The organism is Pyxidicoccus fallax, from assembly GCF_012933655.1.
Lineage (GTDB): Bacteria > Myxococcota > Myxococcia > Myxococcales > Myxococcaceae > Myxococcus > Myxococcus fallax.
Window position 1 is genome coordinate 1 of sequence record NZ_JABBJJ010000369.1, and the last position, 11,776, is coordinate 11,776.

Annotated in this window: 11 protein-coding genes; all 11 read right to left on the bottom strand. The window is 71.0% G+C overall.

Annotation, left to right across the window (positions count from 1 at the left end):
• On the bottom strand, nt 1-1,550 hold a 1,550-nt coding region (locus HG543_RS44945), incomplete at its 3' end, for a serine/threonine protein kinase (protein WP_169351118.1).
• A 113-nt stretch (nt 1,551-1,663) separates the two neighbouring features.
• Complete coding sequence (gene dut, locus HG543_RS44950) at nt 1,664-2,119, bottom strand: dUTP diphosphatase (protein WP_169351119.1); 456 nt, start codon at nt 2,117-2,119, stop codon at nt 1,664-1,666.
• Between the two features lie 46 nt (nt 2,120-2,165).
• Nucleotides 2,166-3,173, bottom strand: a complete 1,008-nt coding sequence (locus tag HG543_RS44955) for a M23 family metallopeptidase (protein WP_169351120.1) — start codon at nt 3,171-3,173, stop codon at nt 2,166-2,168.
• 14 nt (nt 3,174-3,187) lie between these two features.
• Nucleotides 3,188-3,985: a hypothetical protein gene (locus HG543_RS44960; RefSeq protein WP_169351121.1), complete on the bottom strand. Its 798-nt coding sequence runs from the start codon at nt 3,983-3,985 to the stop codon at nt 3,188-3,190.
• A gap of 154 nt (nt 3,986-4,139) precedes the next feature.
• Complete coding sequence (gene pnp, locus HG543_RS44965; RefSeq protein WP_169351122.1) at nt 4,140-6,311, bottom strand: polyribonucleotide nucleotidyltransferase; 2,172 nt, start codon at nt 6,309-6,311, stop codon at nt 4,140-4,142.
• A gap of 394 nt (nt 6,312-6,705) precedes the next feature.
• Nucleotides 6,706-6,978, bottom strand: a complete 273-nt coding sequence (rpsO, locus tag HG543_RS44970) for a 30S ribosomal protein S15 (protein ID WP_169351123.1) — start codon at nt 6,976-6,978, stop codon at nt 6,706-6,708.
• A 127-nt stretch (nt 6,979-7,105) separates the two neighbouring features.
• Nucleotides 7,106-7,432 carry a hypothetical protein gene (locus HG543_RS44975; RefSeq protein WP_169351124.1) on the bottom strand — a complete coding sequence of 109 codons (327 nt, stop codon included), beginning with the start codon at nt 7,430-7,432 and terminating at the stop codon, nt 7,106-7,108.
• A 6-nt stretch (nt 7,433-7,438) separates the two neighbouring features.
• On the bottom strand, nt 7,439-8,308 hold the full coding sequence (gene truB / locus HG543_RS44980) for a tRNA pseudouridine(55) synthase TruB (protein ID WP_169351125.1): 870 nt from the start codon (nt 8,306-8,308) through the stop codon (nt 7,439-7,441).
• A gap of 32 nt (nt 8,309-8,340) precedes the next feature.
• Entirely contained in the window at nt 8,341-8,700 is a 360-nt protein-coding gene (gene rbfA, locus HG543_RS44985) for a 30S ribosome-binding factor RbfA (RefSeq protein WP_169351126.1), read from the bottom strand.
• The gene (locus HG543_RS44990; protein ID WP_169351127.1) at nt 8,697-9,311 is read right to left on the bottom strand and encodes a DUF503 domain-containing protein; all 615 of its coding nucleotides are present in this window, start codon (nt 9,309-9,311) and stop codon (nt 8,697-8,699) included. Before HG543_RS44990 ends, rbfA begins: the two co-directional genes overlap by 4 nt.
• 110 nt (nt 9,312-9,421) lie before the next feature.
• The coding region (gene infB, locus HG543_RS44995; RefSeq protein WP_246357750.1) for a translation initiation factor IF-2 at nt 9,422-11,776 on the bottom strand (2,355 nt) is incomplete at its 5' end.

Below are 11,776 nucleotides of genomic sequence, written 5' to 3' on the forward strand. Positions count from 1 at the left end.
GGCGAAGACTCCAGCGTGGGAGCCGCCGCGGTGCGGTCCCGCGAAACCGCGGGTGCCGGGTCGAGGGTGGGCGCGTTGTGGCGGTCCCGGGAGACCGCGGGCGCCGGGTCGAGGGTGGGCGCGTTGTGCTTGTCCCGGTCCCCCGTGGGTGATTCCCCACGTGCGGCGCGGGCATAGGCGGACATCTGTCCCGAGGCCCGGGGCACGGGGCCGGAGGCACGCGGCGGAGGCGCCGGCGCCGGCGCTGCGGACGGCGCCCCGGCCGCGGGCGGCGCGATGAACGGCAGGGCCTGCTCCGTCAGTCGCTGCGAGGCGTTTCCACTCGCGTCCAGCGGCGGGAGCTTGCTGCCCATGATGGCGGCCAGCGTCGCCGCGTCCAGCGGCTGCGTGGCGTCGGGCGGAGGCGGCTCCTCCTCCTCCACGGGGGCGGGTGCCCTCGGCGCGGCCACTCCGGGCGAGGCGATTCCAGGCGAGGCGACGCCGGGCGACGCCATCTCCTGGGGGATGGGGAGCATGCCGGTGGGCACGGGAGGAGGCGGAGGCGGCCTGGGGGGCGCCTTCGCTCCGGCGGCCTGCGGCGAGCCCGGCGCGGCCACCGGGGCCCGCTGGCGCGTCGCCACGGCGGCCGGCACGCGCGAGAGGACGTTGACGAACTCCGCGTGCAGCTCCCCCGCCGTCTTCGGCCGGGCCAGCGGGTTGGGGTTGAGGGCGCGCCGGTAGAGCGCCTCGAAGGACGTCGGCAGGTCCGGGTGGTGCATCGTCAGCCCGGGGATGACGCCCTCCTCCGGCAGCAGCCCGGTGACGAGCTCGCCCATGATGACGCCGAGCGAGTACACGTCCATGCGCGTGTCCAGCTCACCCCCGGCCACGTACTCCGGCGCGATGTAGACGTCCGCGCGGTGGCCCTTCTGCGCCTGGGTGAAGGGCAGGTGCGGCACGGCCAGGCCCAGGCCGTAGTCCGTCACCTTCAGCAGGTCCGGCAGGACGATGACGTTCTCCGGTTTCAGGTCCGAGTGCGGCCCGAAGCGGTGCGCGGCGTCCAGCGCGGCGGCCATCTGCGAGAGCAGCGGCTCCACGTCCTTCAGCGAGAACAGCTGCCCCCGGGTGATGCGTTGCTCCAGCATCCGCCGCAGCGGCATCCCCTCCAGCAGCTGCATGGTGAAGAAGGGCCGGTCCCCGTCCAGGCCCTCCTCGTACACGCGCAGCAGGTTGGGGTGGTTGAGCTTCTTGCCCACCCGCATCGACAGCGAGAACTGGGTGCGCTCCTCGGGCTGCTGCACGAGGCGCGGGTGGACGACCTTGAGGGCCAGCTCGACGTCGATTTCCTGGTCCTGGGCCCGGAAGACGAAGCCCATGGGCCCGGCGCCCACCACTTCCTGGATGGCGTAGCGGCCCGCGACGACGTCCCCCGGCTTGAAGGGGGCGCCCTCCGGCCCGCGTCTGCGAGCGGCGCCGGCTGCCTGGCGCGACGCCGCGTCGTACTTCAGCCCGCAGGTGGGACAGGTGTCGGTCGTGGGTGGAACGTGGCTGCCGCAGCGGTAGCAGAGCAAAGCAGTCGGACTCCAGGGGCCAGACGGGGGTTGGCCACCACGGGGGGCGGCCCGACCTCATATTCTGACCGCTCCCCTGACAGCAAGGAACGACGAGCGACGTTCCTCCCCTACTACCGGCCGGTGGAGCCGAAGCCGTTCGCACCCCGGGCCGTCACGTCCAGCACCTCCACTTCGCGCAGCTCCACGGCGGTGACGGGCGCCACCACCAGCTGCGCGACGCGGTCCCCTCGACGCAGGGTGAAGGGCTCGCTGGAGAGGTTCACCAGGATGACCTGCACCTCCCCCCGGTAGTCCGCGTCCACCGTCCCCGGCGCGTTGAGCAGGGTGACGCCGTGCCGGAGCGCCAGCCCCGAGCGGGGCCGGACCTGCCCCTCGTAACCCGGTGGCAGGACGAGCGCGAGGCCCGTGGGCACCGCCATCCGCTCCATCGGCTGGAGCACCCGCTCCCCCTCGATGTCCGCGCGCAGGTCCAGCCCCGCGGCGAGCGCCGTCTCGTACCGGGGCAGGGGCAACGGGTCCGGATGGGCGCGCACGCGGCGCACCTTCACAGGCAGCGGAGAGGTCATGTGCAACTTCATGCCACACCGCCCCACTGAAGCCAGTTTCCGGCCCTCAGGGGGCGTCCCTGGCGACGGTGCGCACGGAGGAGCGGAACTTCAGCGGGTCCATGGGCCGCGCGGCCAGCTCCAGCTGGTAGTGCAGGTGGGGCCCGGTGGAGCGGCCCGTGTTGCCCGAGCGCGCGACGAGCTGCCCGCGCGTCACCCGCTGCCCCACGGCCACCACCAGCTCCGAGTTGTGGCAGTACGCTGTCGTCACGCCCCGGCCGTGGTCCAGCACCAGGACGCGGCCATTCACCGCGTCCTCGCTCGCGCGGCGCACCACGCCCTCGGCCACCGCCACCACCTCCGTGCCGATGGGCACGCCCAGGTCCACGCCCGTGTGCAGCTTCTTCGTGCCCAGCACCGGGTGGATGCGTTCTCCGAAGGGGCTCGTCACCCGCGCGCCCTCGTGGACGGGCCACGCCAGGCCGAACGCCGTGGCCAGCGCCTGCGCCTGCGCCGCGCCCACGGACGCGCCCTCGAAGCCCGGAGGAAGCTGCTGGGCCAGCTGCTCCAGCGTGGGCGCGTCTCCTTGCGCACGCACCCGCTCCAGCGCGTAGCGCGCGGGCACCCGGCCCGCGAAGAGCGCCGCCAGCCGCGCCTCCTCCCCGGGGAAGTCCGCCGCCAGCGCCTCGTGCAGCTTCCGCGCTGCGGCCGGGCCCTCGCCCGCGTCCAGCAGCGCCGTGGAGGACACGCCCAGCTCCGTGGCCAGCGTCAGCGCCGGCTGCCTCGCGCGCGGCTCCAGTCCCTTGAGCGCCAGGTGCGTGCCCCAGGCCAGCGCCTCGGCGTCCGTGAGCGGCCGCGCCAGCGGCACCGCGGGCGCGAGCAGCGGCTCGGAGACGGACGTGCCGCTCACCCCGTCGTAGTACGCCAGCAGCGGGCGCGCGGTGCTCCGCGTCCCGGTGGCCCACGCCACGGCCCCTCGCACCAGCGCGCCCGCGGGCGTGTGGTGGTACGCCGCCCACAGGCACAGGGCGGCCATGCAGAAGTCCAGCAACCCCTTCGCGCGGCTCGGGAACATGGTGGCGGGCCTCGTCAGCGCAGGAAGGACAGCACCGGAGACGCATCCACCACGGCGGCCACCGCCAGCGGCACCACCACCGCGCACCCCAGCCACCCACGCCGGAAGGCCCCCTTCCCTCCTTGCGCTTCACACGCCTCGTCCGCGTGCTGGAGGTTGCGCAGCACCGCGCGCCAGCCCAGCGTGCCCATGACGCCCACCAGCGCGCCCACCGCGAGTCCCCGCGCCAGCACGTCCGCGGCGCCATCCCCCATCAGCTCGCGCCAGGACAGGTACACCGTGCCCTGGATGAGCCGCGCCACCGCGCACGCGCCCGCCAGCGCCACCGCCGCCGTGGCCAGCGGCCGCAGCCACCGCATGGGCGTGGGCCGCCGCAGGCACCGCGTCCACAGCGCCCGCCACGAGGGCCTCGCCGGCGCGTTCCCCAGCGCCGCCCGCCACGCCTCCGCCGGCACCGGCGCGCGCGTCTCCCGGTAGCCCAGCGCGGGCAGCGCCAGCACCAGGTCCGCGGCCAGCTCCCACGTCAGCGCCAGCACGCGGGCAATCCGCGTCCGCAGCTCCAGCGACACCCACTCCACCATGGGCGCGGTGAAGTCGGAGCGTCCCACCAGCCCGTCGAAGGCCGCGTCCGCCCGGTCCACCAGCCCCACCAGCCGGTCATCCAGCGTGTCCGCCGCCGAGTGCACCCCCACCGCCACCAGCGCCAGCAGCCCCAGGGGCATGAAGGCCCACCGGAAGCCGCCGAGGAAGCGGGACACGTCGGCGACGAAGCTCGAGGACGGTGGCGAGGCGGCAGGCGGTCTGGGCGGCAACGAGGCCTCCGGGACGGGGCCCCACTGCAACGCGTGGCCCCTTCTCCCCGGTTTAAGTCATCGCCGCCGGAAACGAAAACGCCCCCTCCCGCGCGGTGGCGGAAGGAGGCGTCTCGCGATTCAACCGTCAGCCCCGGTCAGGGGCCGGGCTTTCTCAGGCCTTGGCGTCCGGCTGGGCCGCCGCCGGGGTGGCCTGCGCGGGCAGGCCGTCGCCGGCCGCGCCCTGCTGCGCCGCCGCGCGCTCCGCCATCGCCTCCTTGCGGGAGAGGCGAATCTTGCCCGTCTTGTCGATGCTGACCACCTTCACCAGCACCTCGTCGCCCTCCTTCAGCACGTCGGACACGCTCTTGACGCGCTTGTCGGACAGCTCGGAGATGTGGATGAGGCCGTCGGTGCCCGGGAACAGCTCCACGAAGGCGCCGAACTCGGCGATCTTCCGCACCGTGCCCGTGTAGATCTTCCCGATTTCCGCCTCGCGGGTGAGCGCCTGAATCATCGCGATGGCGGCCTTCACCGCGTCCGCGTTCGCGCTGGCGATGTCCACGCGGCCGGAGTCCTCGATGTTAATCGCGGCGCCGGTGCGGGCGATGATGTCCTTGATGACCTTGCCGCCCGGCCCGATGACGTTCTTGATGAACTCGGGACGAATCTGGATGGTCGTGATGCGCGGCGCGTACTGGCTGATCTCCTTGCGGGGAGTGGCCAGCGTCTTGAGCATCTCGCCCAGGATGTGGATGCGGCCCTGACGCGCCTGCTCCAGCGCGCGGCTCATGATCTCCGTGGTGAGACCGGTGATCTTGATGTCCATCTGGATGGAGGTGATGCCCTTCGAGGTGCCGCACACCTTGAAGTCCATGTCGCCCAGGTGGTCCTCGTCACCGAGGATGTCCGAGAGGATGGCGACCTTGTCGCCCTCCTTCACGAGGCCCATGGCGATGCCGGCCACGGGGGACTTGATGGGCACGCCCGCGTCCATCAGCGCCAGGGTGCCGCCGCAGACGGAGGCCATGGACGAGGAGCCGTTGGACTCCAGGATGTCCGACACCACGCGCACCGTGTACGGGAAGGACTCGCTCTTCGGCACCATGTTGCGCAGCGCGCGCTCCGCCAGCGCGCCGTGGCCGATTTCACGCCGGCCCGGGCCGCGCAGCGGCTTCGTCTCGTTCACGCTGAACGGGGGGAAGTTGTAGTGCAGCATGAAGCGCTTGAAGGCCATGCCGCCCAGCATCTCCAGGCGCTGCTCGTCCTCGCTGGTGCCCAGCGTGGCCACCACGAGCGCCTGCGTCTCGCCGCGGGTGAACACCGCGCTGCCGTGCGTGCGCGGAAGCACGCCGACCTCGCACGTAATCGCGCGCACCACGTCGTGGCCACGTCCGCCGATGCGGCCGCCGTTGACCGTCATCTCGCGCATGTGCTCGTACTTCAGGTCCTCCACCACCGACTTGGCGTGCTTCTCCACCTGCGGCGTGAAGCCCTCGCCAAGCTGCTCCTTGAGCTTCGCGATCGCGTCCTTCTTCGCCTTGGAGAGCGCCTCGTAGCGAGCACCCTTCTCCTTGATGCCGTAGCCGGCCTTGATGGCGTCCATGGCCAGCTCGCGCACCTTGCCGCGCAGGCCCTCGTCCACCGACGCCGCCTTCTCGTAGGCGCGCACCTGCTTGTTCAGCTCACGGCGCAGCTCGTCCTGCATGTCCAGGGCGGGCTGGGCTTCCTTGCGGCCGAACTCGAGCGCCGCCACCATGTCGGCCTCGGAGACCTCCTCCGCGCCACCCTCCACCATGACGATGGCCTCGCGGCTGACGGCCATGACGAGGTCGAGGTCGCTCTGCTCGCGCTGCTTCGCCGTGGGGTTGGCGACGAGCTTGCCGTCCACGCGGCCCACGCGGATGCCGGCGATGGGGCCGTTGAACGGGATGTCCGACACCCACAGCGCCGCGGAGGCGCCGGTGATGCCGTGGATGTCACCCTCGTTCTCCGGGTCCGCGGAGATGACGCTGGCGATGACCTGCGTCTCGTACGCGTAGCCCTCCGGGAACAGGGGACGGCAGGAGCGGTCCACCAGACGGCTGGCCAGCGTCTCCTTCTCCGTCAGCCGGCCCTCGCGCTTGAAGTAGCTGCCGGGGATGCGGCCCGCCGAGTACAGCTTCTCCTGGTACTCCACCGTGAGCGGGAGGAAGTCGACGTCCTTCTTCTCTCGCGCGCTCACCGCGGTGACGAGCAGCATGGTGTCGCCATAGCGCACCACCACGGAGCCGTCGGCCTGCTTGGCCAGACGACCCACCTCGATGCTCAGCTCGCTCTCGCCAATCTTGACGCTCTTCTTCAGCATGTCCTTGCCTCTGTGTGCTTCAGGCGAGGACCCCACCGCGCGCACCCGGCCCGCAAAGGGACCCGGCACCCCGGGAGGGCCCTCGGGGTGTATGAGCGGTCGCCAGGGCCTTGGACAGGCTCAGGTCAGGCAACCGCCGGCCTGTACTGCGGAGGGCGCTTGCGGAGCGCCGGAGGGATGTCCCGGAACTTTTGATCCCTGATCGGACCGGCTGACGCTGTGTCAGCCGGTCCGAACGGAAACCAAAACCTCCGACGGCACCACTCCCTTGCCCGCCACCACCCGCCGCGCTGCTTCGACTCGACTTCACTTCCGACTGCGTGCTGCCTACCGCGTACGTCTTAAACGCGCGGGGCGCTGGTTGCCACCAGCGCCCCGGGTGCTGCTCAGAAGGCTACTTGCGGATGCCGAGACCCTCGATGAGCTTCTTGTACCGGGTCACGTCCTTGGACTTGAGGTAGTCCAGCAGACGGCGGCGCTGACCGACCAGCTTCAGCAGACCGCGGCGGGAGTGGTGGTCCTTCTTGTGGGTCTTGAAGTGCTCGGTGAGCATGTTGATGCGCTCGGACAGCAGCGCCACCTGCACCTCGGGGGAACCCGTGTCCGTCTCGTGCGTACGGAACTTCGCCACCAGCTCCGTCTTGCGCTCCTGATGCAATGCCGACATGTGTCTCTTCTCTTGCCCGCTCCGGTGGAGACTGCGTCGAGCCACGGTCCGCGGAGGGGTACAGACCGGGTCTCGTCCTTCTAACTTCTAACGAGCGGGGCGCTTATAAGCTTCGCCCCCCCCAGGGTCAACCTTCGACGCCCGCCTGTCGCGTCCTGGAAACCCGCGACAGTGAGAAGACGTACAGCCTGAGGGGGCCGGAAAGTCCCCCGCCCCCGCCCGACAGCGCCTCGGCCGCTCGCTCGTCCATGGCCAGCTGGAGGTAGAGGTCGGCGCCGCCGCCCCGCTCGGTGGCCATGTGCCGCCAGGCCTGCGGGTACAGCATGAAGAGGGACTCCAGCACGTCACCCAGCCCCGAGCCCGAGGGCAGGCCGAGGTTGACTTCGCGCCGGCCCTCGAAGGCGCTCCGGAGCGAGGGGGCCACCACCACCGTGACATCCAGCGAGCGGGACACGGCGCGCTACACGAGCACGCGCAGGTAGCGCAGCCGGCCGCCCACCACCTCGGCGACCGCGAGGAGCGCCCCGTTCGGGCCCATCACCCGCACCCGTCCGGGCCGGCTCGCGGGCACCTCCACCGGCACGCCGTGCGCCACGCGCTGCGCCTCCGCCGCGCCCACGCGCACCGTGGGCAGCTCCGCCAGCGCGTCCGCCATGGACACCAGCCGCGACGCCAGCGTGCCGTCCTTCAGGAGCGCCGGCAGGTCCGCCAGGGGCAGCGCCTGGGCGAGCGCGAAGGGCCCGCTGTGCGTGCGCCGCAGCGCCTCCAGGTGCGCGCCGCAGCCCAGCGCGCGGCCCAACTCGTGGGCGAGCGTGCGGACGAAGAAGCCCTTGGAAGAGCGCACGGACAGCTGCAGCCGGTCCGCCGAGTAGTCGCGCAGCACCAGCTCGTAGACAGTCACCTGGCGGGCGGCCCGCTCCACCTCCTCGCCGGCGCGGGCCAGCTCGTACAGCCGCTTCCCCGCCACCTTCACCGCCGAGTACATGGGCGGCACCTGCTCGTACGTGCCCCGGAAGCGCGCCAGCGCGGCCTCCAGCAGGGCGGGCGTCAGCGGAGGCACCGGCGCGCTCGCCGTCACCTTCCCCTGCGCGTCCTGGGTGTCCGTCTCCGAGCCCAGACGCACCGTGGCGTCATAGGCCTTGTCGCCCTCGGTGATGAAGCCCGCCACCTTGGTGGCCTCACCCAGGCAGAGCGGCAGCACGCCGGTGGCCATCGGGTCCAGGGTGCCCGTGTGGCCCACCTTCTTCAGCTTCAGCAGCGAACGCACCTGCCGCACCACGTCAAAGGACGTGGGGCCGGTAGGCTTGTCGATGACCAGGACGCCGTCCATGTCACGCCAATATTGTGGGCCCGGAAAAGGAACTACCAGCCTTCCTTGCTCCGGACCTCGCGCAGCAGACGGTCAATCTTGTCGCCCTCACCCACGGACTCGTCGAAGGTGAAGAAGATTTCGGGCGACACGCGGAGGTTGACGGCGGACGTCACCTCGCGGCGCACGAAGCCCTTGGCGGCCTCCAGCCCCTTCTGCGTCTCCGCGCGCTCCTGCTCGCTGCCAATCATCGAGTAGAAGACACGCGCCACGCGCAGGTCCGGGGAGACCTTCACGCCGGTGATGGTGATGTAGCCGATGCGCGGGTCTCGCAGCATGCCCCGGGCGAGCAGGTCGCCGATGGCCGCCTGGATTTCCTGCCCCACCCGCTCCGGTCGGGAATGCGTCGTCATTTCTTCTCCCAGTCTCGCGGATTGCGCAGGGAGCGGGCCCGGGCCCGCGCCTCGTCCAGCGTCATCCGTCCACCGCCCGACGGAGACGGGCGGCCCACGCCGGGGCCACCGTCGTTGTCACCTTCGTGCCGCCGCTCCCAGTCACCCAGGCCCTCGGCCTCCGCCAGCGAGCCACGCTCGCCGCGCAGGAAGCGGGCGATGGCGGCCTCGGAATGCGCCGCGGCGTCCTCGGGGGACAGCTCCTCGTCGTCCTCCTCTTCCTCCATCGGAGGCCGCGAGCGGCCGGCCGGGCGAGCCGTGCCAGTGCCCGTGAAGAGCTGGTCGCCGAAGCCGAGAATCTCCGTCTCCCGCGCCATCAGCGGGGCGACGTACATCTCCTCGACGAAGTGGATGATCTTCTCCAATTGCTCGTCCACGTGGCGGCGGTCATTCCCCACCACCGCGAGGGCGACCGAGGCCTTCTGCCAGAGATCCTGGTCATCGACCTCGGCGACGGCCACGTTGAACCGCGCCTTGACCCGCTCCGTCACCCGGCGGAGCACCTGCCGCTTGGACTTCAGCGACCCGCTGTCCGGAATCTGGAGCGTCAGGCGTGCGACACCTACGAACATAAAAGTCCCCCGGCCTCCGGCGGACCGCGCCTGGAGCGCGGCCACCGGGGCGTCAGCACCCTGGGAAGATGGGGTCTTCCCAGGGGTTCAGGGAGGGCACGGACTGTCGACTAGGTGAGGCTCTGACGAGTCTCTTCGATCTCGTACGCCTCGATGATGTCACCGGGCTTGAGGTCGTTGAAGTTCTCGATGCCGATACCGCACTCGAAGCCCTGCGCGACCTCCTTGACGTCGTCCTTGAAGCGCCGCAGCGAGGCCATCTTGCCGGAGAACAGCTGCTTGTTCTCGCGCATGAGCCGCACGAACGAGCCGCGCTTGATGACGCCGTCCAGCACCGCCGCGCCGGCGATGGTGCCCAGGCGAGGCACGTTGAAGGTGTTGCGCACCTCCGCCCGGCCCAGCTTGCGCTCGGTGCGGATGGGCTCCAGCAGCTCTTCCATCGCCGAGCGCACACCGTCGATGAGCTCGTAGATGATGGAGTAGCTCTGCAGCTTCACGTCCTGGGCCTTGGCCGCGGCCTCGGAGCCGGACTCGGGGTTGACGTTGAAGCCGACGACGAGGCCCTTGGAGGCCGCCGCCCGCATCACGTCGCCCTCGGTGATGGCACCCACGCCCGAGTGGACGATCTCCACCTTGACCTTGTGGGTGGAGAGCTTCTGCACGGCCTGCTTGACGGCCTCGGTCGAGCCCTGCACGTCCGCCTTGATGACGACGCGCAGCTCCTTGGGGCCACCGCCCGCCTTCGTCTTGGCGAACAGCTGCTCGAGCGACTCGCGGTTGACCTTGGTGAGCTCGGTCTGCCGCTCCTTCATGTTGCGGTGCTCGGCGATCTGCTTGGCCGCCTTCTCGTCCGCCACCACGTTGATGGTGTCGCCCGCGCTGGGCACGCCGGACAGGCCGATGACCTCGGCGCAGTAACCGGGCTTCACTTCCTTCACCTGCTCGCCGCGGCTGTTCGTCATCGCGCGGACACGGCCGTAGTGCGTACCGGTGACGATGGCGTCGCCCAGCTTCAGCGTGCCCTCCTGCACCAGCACCGTGGCCACCGGGCCACGGCCGCGGTCCAGCTTCGCCTCGATGATGGCGCCCACCGACGGACGGCTCGGGTTGGACGTCAGCTCGAGCACCTCGGCCTGGAGGGCCAGGTTCTCCAGCAGCAGGTCCAGGTTCTCCTTCGTCTTCGCGGAGACCGGCACCATGATGGTGTCGCCGCCCCACTCTTCGGGGACGAGCTCGTGGTTGGCCAGGTCCTTCTTCACGCGGTCCGGGTTGGCGCCCGGCACGTCCATCTTGTTGATGGCGACGACGATGGGCACCTCGGCCGCCTTGGCGTGCTTGATGGCCTCGATGGTCTGGGGCATCACGCCGTCGTCCGCGGCGACCACCAGCACCACGATGTCCGTCACGTCGGCGCCACGGGCGCGCATGGACGTGAAGGCCTCGTGGCCCGGGGTGTCGAGGAAGGTGACGTCACCGCGCGCCGTGGAGATGCTGTACGCGCCGATGTGCTGGGTGATGCCGCCCGCCTCGCCCGCCGCCACGTTGGCCTTGCGGATGGCGTCCAGGAGGCTCGTCTTGCCGTGGTCGACGTGGCCCATGATGGTGACGACCGGCGGACGCGGACGCTCGTCCTCGGGACGGGCCTCCACCTCGGGCAGGTAGTCCTCCACCTCGAAGCCGACGCGGTCGATCTTCCAGCCGTAGTCGCCGGCAATCATCTCCGCGGTGTCCGCGTCGATGAGCTGGTTGGCCGTGGCCATCTTCGACAGGCCCATCAGCTTCTTGATGATGTCCGCGGTGCGCACACCCATGCGCTGGCCCAGGTCGGACACGCTGATGCCCTCCTGGAGCTTGATGACCTTCTTCTCCTCGGCCATCTGGGTGATTTGCGTCTTGGCGCCCTTCTTCGTGGGCTTCTTCTTCTTGCCACGCACCGGGATGGTGACGCGGCCCCAGACCATGTCCGTCAGTTCCTGCTTGGACACGCTCTGCGTATCGCCGCTGGTGCGCTTGCGCTGGCCACGCTCCTTGTTCTTGGAGACGTCCACCAGCTCGCGGCCACGGCCCAGGTGGTCCGGGACGACCTTGTACTCACGCCGCTCGGGGATGCCGGCGCGGCCGGGGGCCATGGGGTACTGCTTGGCCTGACCCGTGGTGGGGGTCACCCGGCGAACCTGGATGAGCGGACGCGAGATGACGACGGCCTGCGTGGCCGTGGGACGCGCCTGGCCCGCGGTGGGCGCCACCTGCGCGTGGGGCACGCCGCCCACCATGATGGTGGGACCCGTGGGCGCGGCGCCAGCGGCACCACCCGCAGAGGCCTGCGCACCCGCGCCCGGAGCCGAGGTCGGCCGCACGGGCGGCTGGCCCGGACGTCCACCCTGGTTCTGATACGTGGACTGACCCTGGTAGCTGGGACGACCGCCCGGCCCACCCGGACGTCCACCGGGGCCGCCCGGCCCACC